24 protein-coding genes and 1 pseudogene are annotated in these 24,020 nt (G+C 64.3%); 1 reads left to right on the forward strand and 24 read right to left on the reverse strand.

Annotated elements, in window-relative coordinates; translation table 11 throughout:
* Window positions 1-79: 79 nt before the first annotated feature.
* From AC1DV9_RS20720 to AC1DV9_RS20820, 21 genes and pseudogenes are all read right to left on the reverse strand, one after another.
* Complete coding sequence (locus tag AC1DV9_RS20720; protein ID WP_477949872.1) at window positions 80-1,489, reverse strand: sensor histidine kinase; 1,410 nt, start codon at window positions 1,487-1,489, stop codon at window positions 80-82.
* Window positions 1,486-2,232: a response regulator transcription factor gene (locus AC1DV9_RS20725; RefSeq protein ID WP_112390729.1), complete on the reverse strand. Its 747-nt coding sequence runs from the start codon at window positions 2,230-2,232 to the stop codon at window positions 1,486-1,488. Before AC1DV9_RS20725 ends, AC1DV9_RS20720 begins: the two co-directional genes overlap by 4 nt.
* Window positions 2,233-2,333: 101 nt before the next feature.
* Window positions 2,334-3,929 carry a Do family serine endopeptidase gene (locus tag AC1DV9_RS20730; RefSeq protein WP_477949873.1) on the reverse strand — a complete coding sequence of 532 codons (1,596 nt, stop codon included), beginning with the start codon at window positions 3,927-3,929 and terminating at the stop codon, window positions 2,334-2,336.
* 190 nt (window positions 3,930-4,119) lie between these two features.
* On the reverse strand, window positions 4,120-4,578 hold the full coding sequence (locus tag AC1DV9_RS20735; RefSeq protein ID WP_477949874.1) for a cytochrome c-type biogenesis protein: 459 nt from the start codon (window positions 4,576-4,578) through the stop codon (window positions 4,120-4,122).
* 182 nt (window positions 4,579-4,760) lie between these two features.
* Window positions 4,761-6,758 (reverse strand): heme lyase CcmF/NrfE family subunit, encoded by a 1,998-nt coding sequence (locus AC1DV9_RS20740; protein WP_477949875.1) that lies wholly within the window; start codon window positions 6,756-6,758, stop codon window positions 4,761-4,763.
* Complete coding sequence (gene ccmE, locus AC1DV9_RS20745) at window positions 6,755-7,207, reverse strand: cytochrome c maturation protein CcmE (RefSeq protein ID WP_477949876.1); 453 nt, start codon at window positions 7,205-7,207, stop codon at window positions 6,755-6,757. Before ccmE ends, AC1DV9_RS20740 begins: the two co-directional genes overlap by 4 nt.
* Entirely contained in the window at window positions 7,204-8,343 is a 1,140-nt protein-coding gene (ccmI, locus tag AC1DV9_RS20750) for a c-type cytochrome biogenesis protein CcmI (RefSeq protein ID WP_477949877.1), read from the reverse strand. The genes ccmE and ccmI overlap by 4 nt, the downstream gene beginning before the upstream one ends.
* A 234-nt stretch (window positions 8,344-8,577) precedes the next feature.
* Window positions 8,578-9,003, reverse strand: coding sequence for a hypothetical protein (locus AC1DV9_RS20755; protein ID WP_112390725.1), 426 nt, complete (start codon window positions 9,001-9,003; stop codon window positions 8,578-8,580).
* A 118-nt stretch (window positions 9,004-9,121) separates the two neighbouring features.
* Complete coding sequence (locus tag AC1DV9_RS20760) at window positions 9,122-10,525, reverse strand: ATP-binding protein (RefSeq protein WP_477949878.1); 1,404 nt, start codon at window positions 10,523-10,525, stop codon at window positions 9,122-9,124.
* Complete coding sequence (locus AC1DV9_RS20765) at window positions 10,525-11,187, reverse strand: response regulator transcription factor (protein WP_112390723.1); 663 nt, start codon at window positions 11,185-11,187, stop codon at window positions 10,525-10,527. The genes AC1DV9_RS20760 and AC1DV9_RS20765 overlap by 1 nt, the downstream gene beginning before the upstream one ends.
* A 52-nt stretch (window positions 11,188-11,239) precedes the next feature.
* The gene (locus tag AC1DV9_RS20770) at window positions 11,240-11,488 is read right to left on the reverse strand and encodes a hypothetical protein (protein WP_112390722.1); all 249 of its coding nucleotides are present in this window, start codon (window positions 11,486-11,488) and stop codon (window positions 11,240-11,242) included.
* A 193-nt stretch (window positions 11,489-11,681) separates the two neighbouring features.
* Window positions 11,682-11,888: a hypothetical protein gene (locus tag AC1DV9_RS20775; RefSeq protein WP_477949879.1), complete on the reverse strand. Its 207-nt coding sequence runs from the start codon at window positions 11,886-11,888 to the stop codon at window positions 11,682-11,684.
* Window positions 11,889-11,909: 21 nt separating this feature from the next.
* Window positions 11,910-15,752 (reverse strand): baseplate multidomain protein megatron, encoded by a 3,843-nt coding sequence (locus AC1DV9_RS20780; RefSeq protein ID WP_477949880.1) that lies wholly within the window; start codon window positions 15,750-15,752, stop codon window positions 11,910-11,912.
* A gap of 331 nt (window positions 15,753-16,083) precedes the next feature.
* The gene (locus AC1DV9_RS20785; protein WP_477949881.1) at window positions 16,084-16,536 is read right to left on the reverse strand and encodes an NlpC/P60 family protein; all 453 of its coding nucleotides are present in this window, start codon (window positions 16,534-16,536) and stop codon (window positions 16,084-16,086) included.
* Window positions 16,533-17,423 (reverse strand): DUF2163 domain-containing protein, encoded by an 891-nt coding sequence (locus tag AC1DV9_RS20790; RefSeq protein ID WP_477949882.1) that lies wholly within the window; start codon window positions 17,421-17,423, stop codon window positions 16,533-16,535. Before AC1DV9_RS20790 ends, AC1DV9_RS20785 begins: the two co-directional genes overlap by 4 nt.
* A complete protein-coding gene (locus AC1DV9_RS20795) occupies window positions 17,420-18,058 on the reverse strand; it encodes a phage distal tail protein, Rcc01695 family (RefSeq protein WP_477949883.1) in 639 nt (212 codons plus the stop codon). The genes AC1DV9_RS20790 and AC1DV9_RS20795 overlap by 4 nt, the downstream gene beginning before the upstream one ends.
* Before the next feature lie 7 nt (window positions 18,059-18,065).
* The gene (locus tag AC1DV9_RS20800; protein WP_477949884.1) at window positions 18,066-18,608 is read right to left on the reverse strand and encodes a phage tail tape measure protein; all 543 of its coding nucleotides are present in this window, start codon (window positions 18,606-18,608) and stop codon (window positions 18,066-18,068) included.
* Between the two features lie 25 nt (window positions 18,609-18,633).
* On the reverse strand, window positions 18,634-19,641 hold the full coding sequence (locus AC1DV9_RS20805; RefSeq protein WP_477949885.1) for a serine hydrolase domain-containing protein: 1,008 nt from the start codon (window positions 19,639-19,641) through the stop codon (window positions 18,634-18,636).
* Window positions 19,642-19,685: 44 nt separating this feature from the next.
* A pseudogene (locus AC1DV9_RS20810) lies at window positions 19,686-19,859 on the reverse strand (rcc01693 family protein); the annotation flags it as partial.
* A gap of 44 nt (window positions 19,860-19,903) precedes the next feature.
* The gene (locus tag AC1DV9_RS20815) at window positions 19,904-20,269 is read right to left on the reverse strand and encodes a gene transfer agent family protein (protein WP_112390714.1); all 366 of its coding nucleotides are present in this window, start codon (window positions 20,267-20,269) and stop codon (window positions 19,904-19,906) included.
* Window positions 20,269-20,676, reverse strand: coding sequence for a phage major tail protein, TP901-1 family (locus AC1DV9_RS20820; RefSeq protein ID WP_477949886.1), 408 nt, complete (start codon window positions 20,674-20,676; stop codon window positions 20,269-20,271). The genes AC1DV9_RS20815 and AC1DV9_RS20820 overlap by 1 nt, the downstream gene beginning before the upstream one ends.
* Before the next feature lie 334 nt (window positions 20,677-21,010).
* Here AC1DV9_RS20820 and AC1DV9_RS20825 point away from each other — a divergent pair, with 334 nt between their 5' ends.
* The gene (locus AC1DV9_RS20825; RefSeq protein WP_477949887.1) at window positions 21,011-22,228 is read left to right on the forward strand and encodes an MFS transporter; all 1,218 of its coding nucleotides are present in this window, start codon (window positions 21,011-21,013) and stop codon (window positions 22,226-22,228) included.
* On the opposite strand, the gene AC1DV9_RS20830 is transcribed toward AC1DV9_RS20825, so the two are convergent.
* The 3 genes from AC1DV9_RS20830 to AC1DV9_RS20840 all read right to left on the reverse strand — a co-directional run bounded on the left by AC1DV9_RS20830 (window position 22,188) and on the right by AC1DV9_RS20840 (window position 23,596).
* Entirely contained in the window at window positions 22,188-22,604 is a 417-nt protein-coding gene (locus tag AC1DV9_RS20830) for a DUF3168 domain-containing protein (RefSeq protein ID WP_477949888.1), read from the reverse strand. The genes AC1DV9_RS20825 and AC1DV9_RS20830 overlap by 41 nt on opposite strands.
* An 87-nt stretch (window positions 22,605-22,691) precedes the next feature.
* Window positions 22,692-23,027, reverse strand: a complete 336-nt coding sequence (locus tag AC1DV9_RS20835) for a phage head closure protein (protein WP_477949889.1) — start codon at window positions 23,025-23,027, stop codon at window positions 22,692-22,694.
* Window positions 23,027-23,596, reverse strand: a complete 570-nt coding sequence (locus tag AC1DV9_RS20840) for a head-tail connector protein (RefSeq protein WP_477949890.1) — start codon at window positions 23,594-23,596, stop codon at window positions 23,027-23,029. The genes AC1DV9_RS20835 and AC1DV9_RS20840 overlap by 1 nt, the downstream gene beginning before the upstream one ends.
* Window positions 23,597-24,020 lie beyond the last annotated feature (424 nt).

Genomic DNA, 24,020 nt, shown 5'->3' on the forward strand with positions numbered 1-24,020 from the left:
TGCCGTATGCCCTTAACCTAGGGCCACATGCGTCAGGAGCCAATACGTTTAACGGCGCATAGTCTGAGGAGGTTTTGGCTCAGGCAGGCTTTGCCGGGAAGCTCATCGTCACGGTCAGCCCGCGGCCCTCTTCCTTTCCGGGATTGGTGTCGGAGAGCTCCAGCGTCCCGCCGTGCAGCTCCATCACCGCTTCGACCAGCGAAAGCCCCAGCCCTGTCCCGGGCTTCGACCGGCTTTCGTCAAGCCGCACGAAACGCTTGATAACGGCTTCGCGCTTGTCGGCGGGAACGCCGACGCCGTGGTCCGCGACCGAAAGGCAGATCGCATCGGCCCGGCGCGCCAGCTTGATAACAATCTGGCCGTGGCCGTCGCAATCGACGGAATATTTGATCGCGTTGTCGATGAGATTGAACAGCGCCTGGCCGATCAGCTCGCGATTGCCCTGCACGGAAATGCCAGGCTCGACCTCGGCGGTCAGCGTCAACCCCGCCTCATCGGCAACAGGCTCGTAGAGTTCGGCACAATCAGCGACGATCGCCGAAATCTCGATTGTCGACATTTCCGCAGCCGCCGATCCTGCCTCGACGCGCGAGATCATCAGCAGCGCGTTGAAGGTGCGGATCAGCTGGTCGGATTCGGAGATGATGCCCTCGAGCGCACCGCGGCGCTGTTCGGCGTCATCGGTATCCAGCGCGTCGGCCGCCTTGTTGCGCAGCCGCGTCAGCGGCGTCTTCAGGTCGTGGGCGATGTTGTCGGAGACCTGCCGCAGCCCCTCGTTCAGCTTCTCGATACGCTCCAGCATGGTGTTCAGCGACACCGAGAGACGGTCGAATTCGTCGCCGGAGCCACCGACCGGCAGACGTTGAGAGAGATCGCCCGCCATGATCTTCTTGCTGGCGCCCGACATGCGATCGATGCGCTTCAGGGCATTGCGGCCGATGCCGAACCAGATGATCAGCGCGCCCAGGCCCATGATCGCCAGCGCCACCATCAGCGCCTGGCGCACCAGCACCCGGAATCGCTCCGGTTCGCCAAGGTCGCGGCCAACGAGAATACGCAGCCCATTGTCGAGCACGAAGATATTGGCGATCGCCATATGCCGCCGATCGAGGCCGCTTTCAGCATAGCGCTGGTAGAAGAACGGCACCGAAGTCCAGCCGGTCTCTTCGAAGACGCCGGGCTGCACCGAGGCGACGTTGCCTGCGAGGATGTCGCCGGAGGGGCCGGCAATGATGTAGAGATTGGCGCCCGGCTGGCGCGACCGGCGCTCCATCGAGCGCAGCAGCGCGTTGATGCCACCGGTATCGTAGGCGCGCTTGACCTGATCGACCTCCTGCTGCACCGCCTCGCGAATCTGGCCCGTCAGCAGACGCTGCGACATCGCCGTCACATAGATGACGAGCGTCGCGGCGCAGATGGCGAAGAGCAGGATGTAAAGAGCCGAAAGGCGGACTGCGGTAGAGCGGAAGAGAAACCAGAAACGGTTCATCCTTCGTCCTTGATCATGTAACCCGCCCCGCGAATCGTCTTCAGCAGCGGCTGGCTGAAATCCTTCTCGATCTTCGAGCGCAGGCGCGAGACATGCACGTCGATGACGTTGGTCTGCGGATCGAAGTGGTAATCCCAGACATTTTCGAGAAGCATGGTGCGGGTCACGACCTGACCGGCATTCTTCATCAGATATTCGAGCAGACGGAATTCGCGCGGCTGCAGCGGGATTTCCTTGCCGCCACGGCGCACTTCGTGGGAGAGCCGGTCGAGTTCCAGATCGCCAACGCGGTAGACAACATCTTGCTCCGGCGTGCCCTTGCGGCGGCCGAGAACCTCGACGCGGGCAAGCAGCTCGCTGAAGGCATAGGGCTTCGGCAGATAGTCGTCGCCGCCGGCGCGAAGACCGGTGACGCGATCGTCGACCTGGCCGAGAGCCGAAAGAATGAGAACCGGGGTGTGGATCGCCTTGCGGCGCAGCTCGCTGATGACGGAAAGCCCGTCGCGGCGCGGCAGCATACGGTCGATGACGATAACGTCGTAGGTGTTTTCCGAGCCCATGAACAGGCCGCTCTCGCCGTCGCTCGCATGATCGACGACGATCCCCGCCTCACGAAAGGCTTTCGTCAGGTAAACCGCAGCTTCGAGGTCATCCTCGATAATCAGAATCTTCATGCGGCTGACATTACCTGCCGGTTTCGTTTCGGCAAGGCTCAATACGTCTTCCTGTTGCGCTTGGGTCATCGCGGCCACCTAGGGATGGAGTGGAAGGGAGCCGCACGGGCTGGTGCGCGGCTCCCGTCTCGGGCGCATCATGGGGATGCGCCGGTCAAGGCTGTGGGGGATCAGCCTTGGCTATTGATCGGAAGGGCGACGAAGCGGCTGCCGTCCTTCGACTGGATCTGGAAGAGCGCCCGGGTGCGGCCGTCCTTCTTCGCCTGGTTCAGAACCTTGACGACGTCGTCGGCAGACGTGATGTCCTGATTGTTCACCGAGGTAATCTTCTCGCCCGCCTTGATGCCCTTGTCGGCAGCGTCGGAGTTCGGGTCGATATTGGTGATCTGCAGGCCCTTGCCGTCATCGGCAGGGCCAACCGTCAGGCCGAGATCGGCAAGCGCCTTCTCGGACGCCGGTGCCTGCGGTTCCTGCGGCTGGTCGCTGTCGTCGGTCGAGGCGTCCTTCTGATCGGCCGGCAGCGTGCCGAGCTCGACGGTCAGAGACTGTGCCTTGCCATCGCGCCAGATCGATACTTCGACCTTCTTGCCCGGCTGCATTGCGCCGATACGGCGGCTGAGATCGCGGGCATCCTTGACCGTTTCGCCGTTGACGGCGGTGACGACATCGCCAGCCTTCATGCCGGCCTTCTGGCCAGGCGTTCCATCCTGAGCCGAAACGACGAGCGCGCCATTGGCTTCGGAAAGGCCGAGCGAGTCAGCGATATCCTTGGTCACCGGCTGGATCTGCACGCCGAGATAGCCACGCGAAACCGTACCGTCCTTCATCAGGTCGGCAACGACGTCCTTGGCGGTCGAGGCCGGAATGGCGAAGGCGATGCCGACGCTGCCGCCCGACGGGGAGAAGATCGCGGTGTTGATGCCGACGACCTGACCGTTGAGGTTAAAGGTCGGGCCACCGGAGTTGCCGCGGTTCACAGCAGCGTCCACCTGGAGATAGTCGTCATAGGGACCGGAGCCGATGTCGCGGCCGCGGGCCGAAACGATACCGGCGGTCACTGTGCCGCCAAGGCCGAACGGATTACCGACAGCGACGACCCAGTCGCCGACGCGGACATTGTTGTCGTCGGCCCAGTTGACGTAGGTGAACTTCTTGTCCTTGCCGTCGACCTTCAGCACGGCGAGGTCGGTGCGCGGATCCTTGCCGATCAGCTTGGCATCAAGCTCGGTGCCGTCGTTCATGACAGCAACGAAAGCCGAGCCGTCGGAAACGACGTGGTTGTTGGTGACGATATAGCCGTCTTCGGAGATGAAGAAGCCGGAGCCCTGAGCGACAGGACGCAGACGGCCGGGACCGCCAGGGCCACCCGGGCCCGGACCACGCTCACCGAAGTGGCGCGGCGGACGCTGCTGGCCATCCTGGCCCTCGCCGCCATTCGGACCCTGTTCACCGAACTGCTTGAAGAAGCGCTTCAGGGGATGATCGTCCGGCAGGTCGTCGAAACCGCGGCCATTGAAGTCAAAGGAAAAACCGTTGCCGTCGTCGGACGCCGGCTTGATGCGGGATTCGACGCGGACGGAGACGACGGCCGGCGAAACGGCGTCGACGACATTGGCAAAGCTCGGCACGGCCGGCGCCTGAACGTTGACGGCCTCAGCATAGGAACGGGTGATCTCAAGCGGCACGCCAGTGGCTAGCACGGCAGCGGCGAGACCTGCGACGGTCGAGGCCTTCAGCGCAGTGGCAAGGGAGGGAGTCTTGAACATTATAGGCACCTTCTCTTCATCATTTAGTCGGTCCGGCCCCCGGTCGGGAACGGCTGATGGATGAAGATATAGGATGCGGGACCTTACTGCGAACTGTCCGGCCAATGAAAAATTTGTAATGTCGGGATTGTGACCAGCCGCGACTTTTTGTCCAAGGCCCGCCGGATATGGCCTCGCAGCTGCCCTTAAGCTACTTGCTCAGCAACTCGTCAAGCTTCGCCTGCTCGTCATCCGTCAGCCGGCTTCCCGTCGGCTTGCCCACCCTGCGGCGCGCAAAAACCAGCATCGATATGCCGCCCGCCAGGATCAGCACCACAGGCGCACCCCAGAGCAGCACGGTGCGGATACTGAACCGCGGCTTCAGCAGCACGAATTCGCCGTAGCGCGAGACGATGTAGTTCAACACCTGCTCGTCACTGTCGCCATCCTTGATGCGCTCGCGCACCAGAAGCCGGAGATCCTTGGCAAGCTCGGCATTGGAATCGTCGATAGACTGGTTCTGGCAAACCATGCACCGCAACTCCGCCGACAGCGTCCGCGCGCGCGTTTCCATCGCGGGGTCGGCCAGTACTTCGTCGGGGTTCACGGCGAAGGCGGGAAGCGGCGCCAAGGCGATAAAGGCGATAGCCAGCAAGCGTGCGGCGAACATCGACAACCGAGAGAGACGCCAAGCCTCTCCTCCCCTCATTCCTGTGCTCGTCACAGGAATCCAGCCACTGCGCGTCTGCGCGGTGAATGACTCTTGTCGGCAAAGGGCCTCTCCCGCGCCCAAGGACTTGGGCGCACTGGATTCCTGTGACAAGCACAGGAATGAGGGAGAAAGTAGGTCCCTCATTCCGCAGGCTCCATCGCCGGAGCAGACGGCTTCGCGGCCTTTGCTTTCCGCCGGGGAGCACCAACCCGCAGCCGCCGGTCGCTGAGCGACACGAACCCGCCGAGCGACATCACAAGCGCCCCACCCCAGATGCAGAGAATGAACGGCTTCCACCAGATCCGCACGACAATACCGCCGTCATTGGTGGGATCGCCCAGCGAGACATATAGCTGGCTGAGCCCGAAGGTCACGATCCCGGCCTCCGTCGTCGGCATCTGCTGGGCGACATAGATGCGCTTGGCCGACCAGACATCGGCAACTTCGACACCGCCGCGGCGGATGCTGAAATGCCCGCGGTCTTCCTTGTAGTTCGGCCCGTTTGCCGGCTGCATGCCGTCGAAATGCAGCGTATAGCCGCCGGCATCGGTGGTTTCCCCGGGTTTCATCTCTAGCACATGCTCGGTCGCAAAGGTCGAGACCGCGACAATGCCGAGTACGGTGATCCCGAGCCCCGCGTGCGCCAGCGCCGTACCGAAGGCCGAGCGCGGAAGCCCGGAGAGCCTGCGCCACGCAACATTGGCCGCGACCTTGCCGATACCGGCGCGATACCAGAGATCAGCCGCAGCCCCAAATACCAGGAAGAGACCCGCCGCAAGGCCGAGTACGGAGAGAACCGGCCCGCCATGCTCGATGTAAAAGAAGATCACCGCCGCAGCGAAGGCGAGGCCCGCCACCACATAGATCCGCTGCAGCACGCCGAGCAGATCGCCGCGCTTCCACGCCAGCAGCGGCCCGAAGGGCACCACCAGCAAGAGCGGAATCATCAGCAGCCCGAAGGTCATGTTGAAGAACGGCGGACCGACGGAGATCTTGTCGCCGGTCAGCGTTTCCAGGAGCAGCGGATAGAGCGTGCCCGTCAGCACCGTGCCGCAGGCCACCGTCAGGATCAGGTTGTTCAGCACCAGCGCGCCTTCGCGCGACACCGGCGCGAAGAGACCGCCCGCAGACAGAAGCGGTGCGCGGAAGGCAAACAGCGACAGCGCCCCGCCTATGAAGATCATCAGGATGCAGAGAATGAAGACACCGCGGCTCGGGTCGCTGGCAAAGGCATGGACCGAGGTCAGCACGCCCGAGCGCACCAGAAAGGTGCCCATCAGCGACAGCGAGAAGGTGAGGATCGCGAGCAGCACGGTCCAAATCTTCAGCGCCTCGCGCTTCTCCATGACCAGCGCCGAATGCAGCAATGCTGTCCCTGCCAGCCAGGGCATGAAGGAGGCGTTCTCGACCGGATCCCAGAACCACCAGCCGCCCCAGCCGAGCTCGTAATAGGCCCAGTAGGAGCCCATGGCGATGCCGAGCGTCAGGAAGGTCCAGGCGGCCAGCGTCCAGGGGCGCACCCAGCGCGCCCAGGCGGCATCGATCCGCCCTTCCATCAGCGCCGCGACCGCAAAGGAGAAGCAGACAGAGAAACCGACATAGCCGAGGTAGAGCATCGGCGGATGGATCGCCAGCCCGATATCCTGCAGCACCGGGTTCAGGTCACGCCCCTCCGCCGGTGCCGGATCGAGCCGGGTGAACGGATTGGACGTCAGCAGAATGAAAAGGATGAAGGCAACCGAGATCCAGGCCTGCACCGACAAGACATTGGCGCGCAGCGTATCTGGCAGATTGCGGCCGAACAGCGCCACCATGGCGCTGAACAGCGCCAGGATCAGCAGCCAGAGCATCATCGATCCCTCGTGATTGCCCCAGACGCCCGAATATTTGTAGATCAGCGGCACCAGCGAATGCGAGTTCTCCCAGACGTTCTTCACCGAGAAGTCGGAGACCACATGCGCATAGGTCAGCACGGCGAAGGACAGGGTGACGAGCGCGAAAAGCACGATCGAGCCGAGCGGCGCGACATCCATCATCGCCTGGTCGCGGCGGCGCGCGCCGATAACCGGCACGATCGAGAGAATGACCGCCGTCGCCAGCGCCAGCACCAATGCGTAATGGCCGATCTCGATGATCATTGCACGCCCTCGCCCTCTTTCCAGAGCCCCTGGGATTTCAGGCGGTCGGCAACATCCTTCGGCATATATTTCTCGTCATGCTTGGCGAGCACGGTATCGGCGATGAACTCGTGGCTGGCGGCCTCGAACATGCCTTCGGTGACGACGCCCTGTCCCTCGCGGAACAGGTCGGGCAGGATGCCCGTATATTTGACCTTCACCGGCTGATTGCTGCCGTCGGTCACGGCGAACTCGACCGTCGAGCCGACACCGCGGATGACGCTGCCCTCGCCCACCAGACCACCGAGACGGATGCGCGTTTCCGGCGGCACCGGCGTCTTGGCAAGATCGGCCGGCATGTAGAAATAGGCAACGGACTGGCTGAAGGCGAACATCACCAGCAGCACCGCGGCGATGATGAAGCTCATGCCCCCGCCGATAGCTGCCAGGCGCTTCTGCTTGCGCGTCATTCCGTTACCCCCTCTGCCGCAACACCCAGCTCACGCCCCAGTGCGAGCAACTGCTTGCCTTGATCACCATCGGCCGGAAACGCCGCCAGCCCGCGTTTCAGCGCATCGGCAGCACGATCCTTGTCGTTCAATACGGCATAAGAGCGGACGAGCCGCACCCAGCCCTCGAAATTGTTGGGATCGGCCTTCAGCTTGGCATCCAGGCTTTCAACCATGCCGCGGATCATCTGCTGTTGGTCGCCGGCGTTCATCGTCTGCGCCGCCGCCACGTCTTTCGCGGTCGGTCCGCCCGGCGCCTTGTTGGCGGCAGCGACATCAGGCGTGCCGCCATTCTTGGCGATGTGATCGTTGACCATTGGCAGCCACGGCGCGTCGGCGGGCGATTCCTTGGCGATCGCCTCGAAGGCCGCCCTCGCCTCGCCGGTCTGGCCGGCCTGCTCCATGCTCAGTGCCACGTAGAACTTTGCCCGCGGATTGTCGGGCTCGAGCGCCAGCGACTGCTCCAGCGCCTGGCGCGCATCCGCGGTAATAGCCCCGTTCGAACCGGCCATCAGCGTTTCCGCCAGGCCATCCAGCCGGATGGCGCTGGGCCCGAGAAGGCGGATGGCATTGCGATAGGCCTTCTCGGCATCGTCAATACGCATGGCGTTGAAATAGATCGGCGCCAGCACATCCCAGCCCTTGCCGTCTTCAGGGTTCTGCGCCAGATGCCGCTCGGCCTTGGAGACCAGGATCGCCATGTCGTTGCCGGGATTTTCGAGCCGGGCCTGAAGCGGTTGCGATGGCAGGTCAGGCCGTCCCATCGCAACGTAAAGACAGAGCCCCGTCAACGGCAGAAGAAGAAGGATGAAGGCCTCGCTGAAGCGATGGTGGCGCGCCGCCTTCGGCGCTGCGGCCGGACCTGCCGCCGAAACGGCGATCAGCCGCCGGCCGATCTCGGCCCGCGCGTAGTCCGCTTCGTCGGCCGTGATCAGTCCGCCGGAGAGGTCGCGGTCGAGCTCGCGCAGCTGGTCGCGATAGACGGCAACCTCGCCCTCGCGCCCGTCGTCAAGCGCCTTCGCTCCGCGCAGGAGCGGATAAAGCAGCAGCGCGGCCACAGCCGCCGTCATTGCGGCAACAAGAATCCAGAAAAGCATAACGGCCCAATACTTGAAGCGCGCCGCCATTCCAACTGGCAAAGCCGGAATGACGAAGATTTGAGGCGTTTCGCCGCAAGATTGGTGCGGCCATGACCAATCGGCACTCAGTTCAGGCTGCGGCGAAAATGGTGATTTTACACGACCCGGAGCGGAGCGTACTCAACGTACGTGAGCACCGGAAGCGTGGAAAAGCGCCATTTGCAGCCCAGCATGGGCTGAATGCCGGTTGGTCTAGCCAAGCGGCGACCAGCTTCCGTCGCTGTTGCGGCAGGCCGATCCGCGCACTGCGGTATCCTTGCCATCGACTGTCAGCGTGTGAGTGTATTGGCGGCAATTCTGCGAGCCGACCTGATAGGGCGCTGCGGCAACGACCTTGCCGCTGACATTGCGGCCGCTCCAGACGACCGGCTGACCGACCGCGGCACCCTCGAGCGCCCGGTATTCCGCTTCGAGCGCCCGCTGTTTGTCGCTGTCGCTGAGTTCTATGCCGCTGCGTCCGGCAATACCGCCCTGCAGCGCGGAGATGAAGCTCGCCGAGGCAGAGGGCTTGCGGGAGAACATGCCGCCTGAAGTGCTGCTCTTCGTTGTCGTGCAGCCGCTCACCGCAACGGCAACCAAAAGCGAGGAGACGATCATGGCATTCGCGCGTAACATCATTCTGTCGAACCAGCAGAAAAGAACAAATCAACGCCGCCAGATGCACATGTGCTCGTGTCGGCTTTAAGGCAAAGCATGCTATGCACTTGCCTATGTCTTTGTGACATCAAGCAATTGCTCACGCAACATCCTTTGTAAGACCCGGCAAAATTAGCCGTGCCCGCAGACCGCCCGCCTCACCGCGGGAGAGTTCCAGCCGACCCTGATACTCGTTGGCGATCTCGGTGACGATCGAAAGGCCAAGCCCGGTTCCCGGCTTGCTTTCGTCCAGCCGCTTGCCGCGCTTCAGCGCTTCCTTCATCTGATCGGGCTCCAGACCCGGCCCGTCGTCCTCGACGACCAGTTCCACCCAATGCTTGCGGCCGCTGCTTTCGGCGCCTTTGACGTCGTCGGCAGCTTCCACCGCCGTGAGCCTGATCTTGTGAACGGCGAAGCGCGCTGCATTCTCCAGCAGATTACCGACCGTCTCTTCCAGATCCTGCTGCTCCATCGCCACCGCCAGATGCGGCGGAGCGACCGACAGCTCGAATTCCTTGTCGACGTTGAGGCGGCGCATGACGCGCACCAGCCGCTCGAGCGCCGGCTCCGCATCAGTACGCGCCAGCACGCTTTCGCGCTGCGCGGCGATGCGGGCGCGGTTGAGATAGGATTGCACCTGCCCCTGCATCGCCTCGGCCTGGCTCTTCACCAGTTCGCCATGCGAGCGCTCCAGCACGCGGGCTTCGTTGAGCAGCACAGCGATCGGCGTCTTCAGCGAATGCGCCAGATTGCCGACCTGCATGCGGGCGCGCTCGACGATGCGGCGGTTGCTGTCGATCAATGCGTTGACCTCATTGGCGAGCGGTAGGATTTCGCGCGGGAAATCGCCCTTCAGCTGTTCGCTCTCGCCGGCGCGGATGCGCTCCAGCGCCGCGCGCGCCTTATCCAGCGGCTTGAGGCCAAAGAGAATGGCGAGCGCGTTGACGATCAGACTGCCGACCCCGAAGCCGGCAAGCGCCAGATAAAGACTGTGGGAGAAGTTGCTGACGTCGCTTTCGACGACTTCGACATTGCCGCTGACGCGAAAGCGCGCCGCGCGCCCGTCGGTATCGAGCACCACTTCCGTTTCGGCCACCTGCACCCGGTTTCCGCTGGCATCGGTCACCTGGTAATAGCGCTCGTAGTTCTTGTCGAAAGGCGCTTCGAGCACCGAAGGAACGGGAATGGTCGCTGAGCCGAGAGAGGGCGAGACCAGCGGCGCCGCCGTATAGGTGCCGAGCGGCTCCACCACCCAGTACCAGCCGGTGCGCGGCTGGGCGAAACGCAGGTCGCCGAGCTGCGGGCTACCCGAAAGAGCACCCTGGTCACCGATGGTGACGGAATTGATGACGTTATAGAGCTGAGCGCGTAGAAGATCCTGGAACCCACGCTCGGCACTGCGCCGGTAGAGCGTCGAGATCAACAGCCCGATCACCACAAGTGCCACGGTCGACCATACGGTCGTCAACAAGAGAACGCGTGCGGTGAGCGACTTTATGCGCATCAGGCCGGCGCTTGAATGCGGTATCCGAGACCGCGCACCGTTTCGATTAGGTCGACGCCCATCTTCTTGCGCAGACGTCCGACGAAGACTTCGATCGTATTGGAATCACGGTCGAAATCCTGGTCATACATATGCTCGACCAGTTCCGAGCGGGAGACGACCTCGCCCATGTGATGCATGAGATAGGAGAGCAGCCGGTATTCGTGCGAGGTCAGCTTCAGCGCCACGCCGTTGACGACGGCTTTCGAGGTCTTGGTATCGAGCCGGACAGGTCCGCAGACGATCTCCGAGGAGGAATGACCGGCGGCGCGGCGGATCAGTGCGCGAATACGCGCCAGCACTTCTTCCACGTGGAAAGGCTTGGTCACGTAGTCGTCGGCGCCGGCGTCGATGCCCGCCACCTTGTCGCTCCAGCGGTCGCGCGCCGTCAGGATCAGCACCGGCATGCCGCGCCCCGCACCGCGCCACTTTTCGAGAACGCTGACGCCATCCAGTTCCGGCAGGCCGATATCGAGAATGATCGCGTCATAGGGCTCGGTGTCGCCGAGGAAATGTCCTTCTTCGCCGTCGAAAGCCTGATCGACGACATAGCCCGCCTCTTTCAGCGTGTCGCTCAGCTGCCGGTTCAGATTGACGTCGTCTTCGACTACCAGAATGCGCATCGGTCCGCTCTCACCTCGATTGTGTCACTGGAGTTTCATAGGCCGATTCCGCCTACATCGGAACCCTGACGGTTACCTTGCGGGGGCGCTGGCCGTTGCCCTGAACGAGCACGGTGATGATGCAGGTGTCGCCCGAGGGCTGAACCGAAAGCAGCTGGCCACCCGTCTGCTCGACGACCTGCTGCGCGGCCGCGCTGCAATCGCCCGAGACGCGCACCACGAGAGTGCGGGAGTCGTCCGGTGAGGGCGCCGATACAGCCAGCCCTGCGGCCAAGGCTACGACGCTCAGAGGAGAGGCCATGTGCAATGCTTCCAACGTGGTTCCAACTTGGCCCGACTATGTACTCACGTGACCTGAATGGCAAATGAATGCACTGTAATGACGGAGGTTTAGAACAATTCTTGACTGTATTTCTCTAACGATATTCACAGCCGAAAGATGAGGCGGCAGAAGCTCTTGATGCCGCTGCCGGCCTCTTTCTCGAAACACCGTTTCAGCGGATCGCCGCATTCGCCGTCAGCCGTCCGTAGATGGCCAGAAGCCCGCCGATCGCGCCGGAAATATTGACGAGAGAATCGACGATCTGAGTCTGGTCGCCCGCCTCGATATCGATTCCCGCCACATGCAGAACCGACGCGCCGATGGCGATCAGCGCACCCCAGATCGTCTTTGAATGATACCAGTTCTTCAAATCACCCATGACCATTCCTTCCGTTGAAAATCACGTCGTCATCGTTGCCACCGCCGGAAGCCCGAGCGGCATGCGCTGGCCCATCTGCCGCACGCGTATCGTCAGCTCGGCCTGCGGACTGCCAAAATCGGCAATCTCGTCGGCCAACGGATAGGTCCAGGCCGCGGCAGAGACCTCGACCAGCCGCTTGACCTCCGCCCCGCTCATCACCTCGACCCGGTAGCGCTCGAAGGGTTCGTCGAGGGGAAGATCCGCAGCCATCCAGTTATCGGCGTCGACACGCCCGCGCCGGATCCAGGAGAAGCACGCAGCACCCGCAGCGTCTCTCGCCGCGCGCAGATGAACGGGAGAAAGCGGCGTCTCCGCCCTCATCCCGCCCTCGAAGACAAAGGGACCTATCTTTCCTGGTACCCCTGACGCCTCGACGATCCAGTTGAGCCGCAGCCCCATCTCGTCGCCGCCGAGCCCGAGCGGCACCACCGCCTCGTCGAGCACGACGATAGAAGCACCCGCCTCCGCCCCGGCGCCCATCGCATCCTCGGACCCCGCCAGCCCTCTCAGCAGTCCGCTCAACCGCCAGCGCCCGGCCGCAATCTCCTCGGCCTGTTGAAAAGCCAGAACCTCCCAGCTGCCATTGCCCGAAAGCACCGTAAGCATGTTCGCCCCGTTCAGCACGGCGATCGCCGATGCCGACGACAGCTCCCCGAACGGCAGCTCCAGCTCCACGTCTGCCGACCAGTCGAAACGCCCCGGCACCCCGGCCGATAGCGGCGCCGCAAGCACCCCGATCCGCGCCGGCCGTTCGATCAGCGCCCGCCCACGATAGCCTTCCCCGGTCACCGAGGATGACAGCCCGACCATCTTCCAGGGACGCGCGAAGACCGCGGCCCTTGCAAAACTTGCCGCCTCGCCCGCCGCAAACCGCGGCAGATCCATCAGCTGAACCACCGGATCGAACAGGCTCGATGGCTGGCCGCTGCCGTTCCTGCCGCCGGCCTCTTCAGCTGGTGCCGCGCCCGCCGATGGCGCAAACTCGCGCGCCTCGACCTCTCTCGTACCCCCGTCTTCGATCGACGCGATCAGGAACCGCCCCGGCGGCCCACCGGTGATCGCCACCACATCGCCCGGCTGAAACTGCCGCGCGCCAGGCGGCAGCGCAAAGCGCACCGACCGTCTGCCGATCCGGTTGTCGCGCAGCAGTGCTTCGGCGGCATTCAACGCCGTCTCCTCCGCAAGCACTGCCGGAAGATCGCTCTTCAGCACACGGCTCGTCGCCGATTGTGCCCTGTGCGAACGCACCCCCGCCTGCTCGTAGGCGGCATCGGGATTGTAAAAGGTGATGACAGCCTCGGCAGCGTGATCGCTGTCATGTCCGCGGGTTTCCTGCCACAGCGGGCGATCCTCGATATCGGCAAGCACAGCGATATCAGTAGGAGGCAGGCTCGCCCGCGCTCTCGAGCGAAACCGCAGCAAACCGCCATCCTCGAAGGCGTCGATCTGGAAGGCTTCCAGCAGCGGCTCGATCAGGCTGCGCGCCGAAGTCATGTCGCCCTGCGCATAGCCTGTCAGGTCGCCTGATACCGCCGAGACATCGAAATCTTCGAAACCATGATCGCGAAACACCGCCGCTATCACATCCGCCAGACTTCCGGCCCCCAACCGGCCATTGAGCCAATGACCGCTGCGCCAGTTTGCGCCATCGCTCCAGATATCCGTTTCCAGTGGAAAGGCCGGATAGGGCCGTGCATCCCACGACCACGGGAAAATATGGGCGGGATCGACCATGCCGGCTGCAGCGCCGGGACGGCTCCACCAGGCATGATGCGCCTCCAGAAACCGCCGCTGCATGGCATCGGAGCGCGCCCGGCTAGAGAAATAGGGCGCCGCATTCTCCGCCGACTTCGGATCGGCAAAGACATTCGGCTGATTGCCGCCCTTGTCGATCGCCGCGCAGCCGAGCTCGGTGAACCAGACCGGCTTCATCCCCGCCTGCCAGCCGGTCGGCGCCGCCTTTTCAACCCCGCTGACGCGGTCGTAGTGCCGGTTCGCCCACCAGCCCTCGATATCCTTGTACCTGTAGACCCAGGGCTTGCCTGCAAGACCGTCGGTAATCGGCGTTCGCACCCGCGCCTTCCGGTCGGCATCACCGGCATAATACCAGTCGAACCCCTCGCCGCCTGCAATCGCCGCTATCAATCCGGCCTTGTCGTCCGCGGCCCGCATCCCGTCCGGGCTCGCAGCCGCCAGATCGCCGTCGCGCCAATCGGAAAGCGGCATGTAATTGTCGATGCCGACAGCATCGATCGCACTCGAAGCCCAGAGCGGATCGAGATTGAAACAGACGTCACCACTGCCATCATCCGGCCGGTAGCCCGAATATTCGCTCCAGTCGGCGGCATAGGTCAGCTTCACCTGCGGCAGCAGGGCTTTCACGTCGGCTGCCAGAGCCACCAGCGCATTGACGAACGGAAACGCGCCGGTCTCATCGCGCACCTGCGTCAGACCGCGCATTTCCGAGCCGATGATGAAACCCGAAACGCCGCCTGCCGCCTTTGCGAGCTGCGCATAATGCAGGATGAACCGGCGGTAGCTCTCCTCGCCGCCGTTATAGATCACCCGCTGCCCGGCGTAGCTGAAGTCTCCGGCCTGCGCCGCGCCTCTGAACGCCTCGATCTGCGCCCCCGCTGCCGCCGTCCGGTCCGCCGATCCCGGCTGGCCGATCGCTGGATGGCATGTTACCCGCCCGCGCCAGGGATAGGCCGCCTGGCCGCTGCCGCCATAGGGATCCGGCAACGCATTGCCGCTTTCGATATCCATCATCACGAACGGATAGAGATAGACCTCCAGCCCTCGCGCTTTGAGATCGGCGATCGCCGAGACGACGCTCAGATCATCCGGCGTCCCGCCATAGGCCGGCCCGCCGTCGCGGCGGCTGACCAGATGGGCTTGCGCCCGCGAGACGCCCGACACCGACCATTGACTGCTTTCGGCATTGCGCGCCTGCACTTCGACACCGGGCACGATCCGGCAATTGCCGGCCCGCAAGTCCGTTCCGAACCAGGAGACGACAAGCGCCACCCGCTTGAGGTTTGGGCAGACCGCCGTCAGCTCGCTGATCGAAACGTCCCAGTCGGTCAACCCCTGCAGGCTGTTTCGGTTGAGCAGCCGGGCGCTTCCCGCACCGGTCTTTTCCGAGACCGCCACGGTCCGGTAGCCATGCTCCGTCGCCCCCGGAATGATGCAGACCGCCTGGACCTGCGCCTCCAATTCTCCGACCGCCCGCACCACTTCGAACTGCATCAGCGGGATGCGATTGCCGTAGCTGTCGAGCGACAGCCGCTCGAACACGACGTAGGCGAGCCCGCGATAGGCCGGTGCCATTCCCGTTCCCTGCTTGGCCTCGATCAGCGGATCGGGCAGCTGTTCCGCGTCACCCGGATAGAACCGCATCTCGATCGCCGTCAGGTCGAGTTCCTTGCCGTCGGCCCATATGCGTCTGACACAGGCAACCGGGCCCTCGCAGAGCCCGATCGCGAAATTGGCGAAGTAGCGGAACGTCTCGACCTTCGGCCCCGACGAGGACTTGCCTCCCGTCCGTTCGGTGGTCACCACTTCCTCGAAGCGCGTCGCCCAGATCATCGTCCCGCCGATCCTGACGGCGCCATAGACCCGGTTGATCGACGTTCCCTCGTCGGCGCCCGGAATGCGTGCCGTCGAAAGCCGCGCACCGCGCACCGTCTGGCCGCCGCCGATCAGCGCCCGGTCGAGCGCATTGCCCGCCAGCGCCCCCGCCGCCCGGCCGATGATCGCGCCCACGGGACCGAAAACGCTGCCCAGCGCGGCACCCGCCGCCTGAAGAAGGAGAGTGGCCATGCAAACCTCGCAGCGAGCCGCCAGCGCCGTTCACACGGCACTTACTTTTTCCCGCAATGATTGTGTTAGATTGCTGCAGTCGTGAGCAGAAGCAGAAGCGCCGAGACCAGCCGGCGCACTGGAAAGGACGGGCCTCTCCAGCCTCGGCAAGGGCCTTGCTCTCGATCAAGGAGGTGATGCTATGTGGTTCTTGCCATTCGGTATCACGCTTAGTGTGAGGAAAACCCGGACGGGCTGGTCAATAGCCATCCGGGTTCAATTCCACACATAAGCAAAGGGTGGGCGGAGTTACAGCTCCGCTCACCACTCCCAAAACATACATACATGCGCTTCAATTTTCAAGTTTCGCTGCAACCTCCGGAAACCGGAACACGGCCGTCACACGCCGCCGCCAGCTCGGCACCAATACCGACCGGATAACCTCCGCCTGTTCATAGGCATGGATAAAACTCTTCTCACCGGCAAAGATGCCGGCATGTTTGGCCGCTACATCCGGCCGCCAGCGAAACAGTAGCAGATCGCCCGGCATCATCGCCTCCACCGGAACCGGCGCACCGAAATGCCGGACCGCTGCATCAAGCAGCCGGTCCTCGCCACTCCGCTCGGCCCAGTCGCGCGCATAGGGTGGCGGCATCTCCGGCTCGACGCCGTAAAGCTCGCGCCAGATGCCGCGGATGAGGCCAAGGCAGTCGCAGCCGATGCCTTTGGCGGACGCCTGGTGCCTGTAGGGCGTGCCGATCCAGCTCTCGGCGGCCGAGAGCGCCCGTTGGTTCATTGCAGTCATTTGAAGAGCGCGCTCCCGTCATGGATGCTGCCGCCATCCGCATAGGTATAGGCAAAGTCGGCGCCCGGCATATGCGGGAAGCCGCGGAAATTCCGCTGGTTGGCGAACTTGGCCCGGCAGGTGCCGAAGGCCTTGTCGCAACCCGCCGTCAACAGCACCCGGCAGCCCGCGTCCGGCGACCGCGCCATCGGCAGCCACAGCGTCACCTCGACCTCGGCCCCTGCCCCGCCATGCACCTCGATATCCAGCCTTTCGCCGGCACTTTCCCGGTCAAGAAAGGCAATCGTCCCATAGCGAAAGAAGTCATCCGGAAAGGCGCTCAGCCCCGATACGGAGATCCGTGTCGCATCGATGACCGTAGCCAGCACACCCTCGCGGCAGAACTGACTTTGCGTCACATCGATCCCGCATCTGGCATCGCCGAGCGCCGCATCGCAGCGGCGGCCATAGAGCCGTCCCTGCGGCTGGTTCAGCCGGTGCGCGAAACTGCGCAGCTCGGCGCGAAACTGCCCGCCGCTGCGTGTCACTTCGCCGATCTCCTGCACCTTCAGCAGCAGATGCTGATCCGGCATCGCCCAGTTGACCAGAAACACCTCGACGCGCGCGCCATCATAAAGCCCGCGCTGCAGATCCGCCTCGCTGATCGCCGCATTCGAAAAACCACCAGTCACCTCGCTCGTCGCCGCAGGCAAGCCTGTACTCTCCTCGGTACCACTTGCCGAAAAGCCGCTGGCCGCCAGAAACACCGTGCCTGCGAAAGTCAGGTCGTGGTCATGCTCGGTAAAGCCCAGCACCACGCCATCGCTGCGCGCCACGCGCCAGGCATGACAGACCGTCGTCGCGTCGCCATCGAGATGCGCCCTGAGTTCCGTGCCGATCGTCCTCATGGCAGGATCTCGGTCAGCGGAATGGCCGGGATCCGTCCGGCATTGAAGGCCGTCAGGTTCACGTCGATCCGCCCGGTCGCAAAGCGCACCGGCACATCGAACTCGAAGCCCGCGGTCACCCGCGCCCCGGCCGCCGGAATACTGCCCGGCAGAAAGGTCACGATCCCCGCCACAACGTCGCAGTCGTATGCGCTTCCTGCCATCACCTCCCCATCGACGGCGATCGTCACGCTGCCAGCCACGGGCTTGGCAATCCGCCGCGCATTGCTTGCCGCCGCATCGCCATAGGTCTTCACCAGCTGAAACGCCGCCTTCGCCCCGTCGCCGGTGCCCAGCATCTGGTCGAGCGCCGTTACCGGCTGGTCAGGCCTTCCGGATTTCCAGTCGAGCGGATCGCGGAACCGGAAGCCATAGAGTTCGCCGCTCCGCGCCTCGAAAAACTCCAGCACTTCGTAGAGATCACCGGCCGAGCGAACGCCCGACCCGGCATCATAGCTCCGCCGCGCATTGCGCCAGCGGCTGTTGCGGCTTTCGCGGCCATTCGACAGATTGACGATATCGGTCCGCCGCACCGGACCACCGCTCGTCGAAAGCGACAGCCGTAGCGGAAATCGTACCTCATGAAACCCGCTCATCTCAGCCTCACAGATTGCGCTGGCCGCGCATCGCCGTGCGCGCCAGCATCGCCGAAATCTGCGCCTCGCTCTTCTGGAAGCTCTGCGCATCGGTGGCCGTCACATTGAAGACGATCTGCGTCCCGCCGCCGCCCGCTGCCGCCACGCCCAGCGCCCCATCCGGCCCGCGCCTTAGCGGCAGGACCGCCTCGCTGCCCGCCTCGCCCATCAGCCCGACATTGCCGCCGAGAGGGAAATAGCTCGGCGCCGAAACCACCCCGCCATCGGCGAAGGGAACGATCTTGCCAAGCCCCCCCGCAAGCCCGGATACGGCGCCGCCGATCAGCCCCTCCAGCGGCTTCATTCCCGCCGAAAGAGCGATATCGGCCAGCCGTTTTCCAAGCCCGCGCAGGATATCGTCGAGCCCCTTGCCGCCGCTGACGGCGCTTCGGAGCGCACCGCTGAGCGCCGATCCGAAAGACCGCGACCGGCCCTCCAGATCCTCGAGCGCACGGCGCAGTTCATCGGCCTGCCCGGCCATCTGGCCAAGCCCGGTGTCGTCACCTTCCATCGATGTCTCCTGAAAACTGTGAAGCTCAGCCCCGTTGCGGCATCGCCGAAAGCGCCAGCCGCAGGATCTCGCCCATCTGCACATGGCTGACGCCGCGGCCAGCCCGCAGCGCCGTCGCCGAGCGGTGCACGATGACGAGATCGAGCTCCGGCAGCACGATCAGATACCGCCCGCCCCAGCCGCTGGCGTAAAACATCGGCACATGCACCGCCATCGGATCGTCTTCGGCATCCGCCTCCGTCACCCACCATAGCAATCCATACGCTCGCCCGGCGCCAACCTCCGAATGCGGCCGCGTGCTTTCCCGCACCCAGCTCTGCGGCACGAGCTGCTTTGCGCCCCACCGCCCATGCCGGAGATAGAGAAGCCCGACGCGCGCCAGATCCCGCGCCGACATCTGGATCTTGTAGACCGGATGCATGGACTCCGGCCCATTCTGAAACCACCCGTCACCCGGCGCGCAGTCCTGCATGCGCAATGGCTTCACCAGGCGGGACGCAAGCGCCTCCAGCACATTCTCGCCCGTCGCCCGCTCGACGATCGTACCGAGAACGTTGAAATCCCAGTTGTTGTAGAACCAGTGCGCTCCAGGCGGATGGCTGCCTCTGTCAGGCCTGCCGTTCGCCGTATCGTAGACCGACGGCAGGTAGACGCCCGAGCGTGCGCGCAGCAGATCCATGACCGTCGCCTTGCGCTCACTCGCCGTCAGCGGCGTCATGTCGTCAATATTGAAATCGGCAAGCGTCTGCTGCGGATCGATCCGCCCTTCGGCGATCAGCATGCCGTAGAGCACATTGACCAGGCTCTTGCGCACCGATGCGACGCTCGACTTGAAGGCGATGTCGCCCCAGCGGTAGATCAGACGCCCGTCCCGGACGATCATGAATGCGCTGCTTTCGCCCTTCGCCAGTTCAGCGGAGAGCATGTCCAGCCGCTCGCTCGACCAGCCGAACATCTCCGCCGGCCGCTCGTCCCAATCCGTGAAGGGAAAGGTGATCGTTCCCTTCGCGAAGATGCCGTCCGCTTGCCCCATCTCAGCTCCGAATCCGGTGACCTCGGGAGCATAGCATGATGCCGTCACCCCACCCCATCCGGAAACCGCGCCATCATTTCCGCCAGCCCGTCGCGCGAAAACCCCGCGGCCCACGGCACCATTCCGCCGGCCGCGGCGAAGAACTCCACCGGCGTCATCGCCCAGAAGGCATCTGGAGAAAGCCGCAGCAGGCAGAGACCGGTATGCAGCACGCGCGCCCAGGGAAATGGCCCGGCGCGTGCTGCGGCCCCGCCCGCTGCGGTTAGAGGGGGCGGAGGGAGGAGCCGCCCGCCTCTGTCTGCGGTTCTGCAAAAGTCGCGATCAGCAGTTCGCCGACGACAGCCGCAAAACCGGCAATGCCGCCCTCGACGCTCGCCTCGGCGACATCTTGATCGGAATAGAGATTGCCGCCGCCGCGAAGGCCGGCGCCAATGATGCGGATCATGTCCTCAGCCTTCAGCCGCCCGGCCGAAAATCGCTCGGCGAGCCCTGTGAGATCGTCGGCCGCGAAAGCCGTCTCCAGCTCCGCCAGCGCCCCAAGCGTGAGGCACAAAATCCGCCGCTCGCCATCGACGACAGCCTCGATCTCGCCGCGCCTGCGGTTCGCTCTCGCCCCCGCCGCCCGCATCAGAGCGCTCCAAAGGTCAGTGCACCGGCCGATTCCAGCGCCAGCTCGAACAGGATCTCGCCATCATGCTGCCCGGAATATTCGAGCGCCGTCACCTGGAATGCTCCGGTCACGCTGCCGAAATCGGGCACGACAATCTGCCAGTTCAAGATCGACGCATTGAAAAACGCGCCCCGCACCAGCCCGTCGGACGCCGCATCCTTGAAGATGCCCGCGCCCGAAACCGAAGCCCGCTGCGCGCCCGCCCCACCCAGCAGCTCCCGCCATCGCCCGGCGCTCTCTGCATCGGTGACATCGACCGTCTCGGCATTGAACGCCAAGCGCTTCGACCTCAGCCCCGCGACCGTCTCGTAACCAGTCCCGTTGTGGATCTTCAACAGCAGATCCTTGCCCTTCTGCGCCACCATGCCCTTGCCCTCCTGAAACCCAAACCGCCTGCCCAAACCACGCATCCGCGCGTCTGCGCGGCGAGAGACTCACGTCACACAGCAACCGGAGCCCCCTCATCCGCCCTTCGGGCACCTTCTCCCCGCGGGGAGAAGGGAAGTACCGCGACGCCGAGCCATGAAAGCAAGTCAAGCTCGCGGTTTCCCCTTCTCCCATGGGGGAGAAGGTGCCCGTAGGGCGGATGAGGGGGCCACAATCGAAACGCTCTCGATCGTCAGACTCCAACCTTCCCTCACCCCCACCAAACCTGCTAAACCCCACCCCTATTTCCAGCCCCGAAGCCTTTCAGCACCAATGCCAACATTCCCCCTCCGCTCGGCGCAGACGATCGCCGTCCTCGCGATCACCCAGCTCATCGGCTGGGGCACCACATTCGACATGCTCGGCGTCATGGGCCGCGTCATCGCGCCCGAGCTCGGCCTGCCGAATGAGATCATCTTTGCCGGCATCACCATCATGATGGTGGTCACCGCCTTCGCCAGCCCAGGTACCGGCCGCCTGCTGACGCGCCATGGTGCCGCCAAAGTGCTCGCCGCCTCGTCCGTGATCTTCGCCACCGGCCTCGTCATGCTCTCGGCTGCGCACGACATCATCCTCTATGCGCTCGCCTGGATCGTCATCGGCCTCGGCGGCGCGCTCGGCCTGTCGGCGCCCGCCTATACCGCCGTCGTCGAGCGCGAGGGGATGAACGGCAAGCGCGTCATCGCCATCCTCATGCTGTTCACCGGCCTGTCGGCGACCATCTTCTGGCCTCTGCTGACGTGGCTCAACGACGCCTTCGGCTGGCGCGCCGCCTTCCGGATTTCGGCCGCCCTCCACCTCTTCATCTGCCTGCCGCTGCACCTTTTCGCGCTGCCAAAACCGGTCGCCACGCATACACAGGGCCCTGCCGCAGAAACGCCGCCGATCGCGCTGTCGAGCAAGCAGCGCCGCACCGCCTTCCTGCTGCTGGCAGCCTCCACGACGCTCTGCACCTTCGTCAGTTTCGGCGTCGCGCCGTCGCTGATCGAAATCTTCCGCCAGTCCGGCGCCTCGCCCGCCTTTGCGCTGCAGCTCGGCTCCGCGCGCGGCATCATCGGCATTTCGGCCCGCGGGCTCGACATGCTGCTCGGCAAGCGCGGCAATCCGATCCTGACCTCGATCGTCGGCATCAGCCTGATGCTCGCAAGCTTCGCGATGCTGCTCACGTTCAGCGGCTCGACCCCTGTGCTCGTCACCTTCATCCTGATGTACGGCTTCGGTTCCGGCATCCTCGCCGTCGCCCGCGCGCTGCTGCCGCTGTCCTTCTTCTCGGCCAGGGAATACGGGTTGCAAGCGGCCCGCCTGTCGATGCCGCAAAACCTCGCCAATGCCGCAGCACCCGTCATCTTCACCGCCACGCTCGACCGCGCCGGTACCGGCCTGACGCTTATCATCTGCGCCGTGCTCGCGGCCATCGCGCTCGCCCTTGTCTTGATGCTCGCCGCCATGGTCAGGCAGGCGGCGCGTCAACCAGTTCCGTCACTGCCCTGAAGCGCATCTCGGCCATGTGCATGCGCGTCTTCGCCTCGCGCCGCGACCGCGTCAAAAGGTGCTGCAGGCCGACAAGATGATGCCCCTGCAGCGTCAGCGCCGCATCGTCGAGCAACCTCAAGACCATCGCCACGATCTCACCCGCCGCCTTGCGGCCGCCCTCCTCGCAGCAGATGTCGAGCGAGAACCGATGCTCATCACCCGCCTCGCCCTCGAGAATGCTGCCGCCCGTCATCTCGCCGATCACGATGCAGGGCAGCCGCTTGCCGCTCACCAGCCTGTCGCGGATACCATCCGCCCCGATCAACCCGCGAAGCCCGGCATCGCCGGTTAGCCGCGCATGGATCGCCGTCAGCAGTTCATTTGCCGCGCTCATCGCCAGTCTCCTTCGGCCGCTTGCCGCCATCCCGCGCCAGTTTCGCCAGAAAGGCCGCGAGATCGGCTATCGTCTGCACCACCGCCGTCATCGCCCGTCCTCCTCGCAGAGGCATACGAGATAGCGCCCGCCCTCATCGGGATCACGCAGACTCCGGATCGCGAAGATGCGCTCGCCCTTGCGCAGCCGCATGCCGCTTGAAACGCCGGAACGAAACCTGAGCCAGATCCTGTGCGTCACCGTCACGATCTCGGCGCCCGCCCGCTCCTCGCGGCTCTCGCCCAGCGGCTCGATGCAGGCCCAGACCAAGCAGACCGGCTCAAACGAAACCGCCGCCCCGCCCTGCCCGTCCGCCGTCTCGACCTGCCGCTCCAGCTGCAGGCGCGCCGTCATCTGCCCGGGATCGAACATCACCGCCCGCATCAGAGCCGCCTCATCAGGAAGGGCGCGATCAGCCGGTCGTATCCATCGGGAATATCCGCCGGCTGATCGGCCACCGCGATAGCACCGCGGAACGCAAACATCTGCGCCACATGCATCAGCATCGCCCGCTTCAGGGCATCAGGCACATCCGCCGCCGTTTCGCCGAAGCCCGCCGAAAAATCGATCTCGATGCCATTGATCGCCCGCCCGGCCTCTGCAGGGCGCCCGAGGATCAGCCGCGCCGGCCGCGCGCCTCGATCCAGCACATGCCCATCCAGCGGGAGCGAGATCTCCTCGCCACCGGCATCGTAAAGCGTCACGCTTTCAATCGCTTGCACCGGCCCCCTGGCAATCTGAATCACCCCGTCTTCAGGAACTGAATCAAGATAAAGCCGCCAGCCCTGCCCCATCAGACAAAGCCCCGTCACCCGCTCCAGGTGCTCGCGGGCAACGCCGATCAGCGACGTCAGCAACCCGTCCTCCTCGTCCCCATCCAGTCGCAAATGCGCCTTCACCTCGCCAAGCGCCAGCGCCTCCGCCAGTGGCGGAGTGATCAATGCATAGGTCATTGGAAATTCCTTTTGAAAGACGCAGGAGAGATGGGACGCCCCACCCCAATCTCCCTCATCCCTGTGCCCGTCACAGGGATCCAGCGCGCCCAAGTCCTTGGGCGCAGGAGACTCTTCATAGTGTCGCAAGTCATTCACCGCGCAGACGCGCGGTGGCCTGGTTCCCTGTAACATCCCGTGGGCTCAGCCCTAAGGGCACAGCAATGAGGGAGTGGGGATAACCAGAATCCTAGTTGGCTTTGAAGCCCGGAGCCCCCTCATCCGACCCTTCGGGCCACCTTTGTAACTTCCCTTTATCCGCTATCGAGGCTGTAATGCCTATCGCGGTGGCGGATGGAAGACCGATGCACCTTTGGGACACCAAGCCCGTGGGAGAGCCTGGGTCTCCGTCCGCCGTTCCATTGGACCCGAACAGTCGCCAGGG

The organism is Rhizobium sp. 01L410, assembly GCF_056400165.1.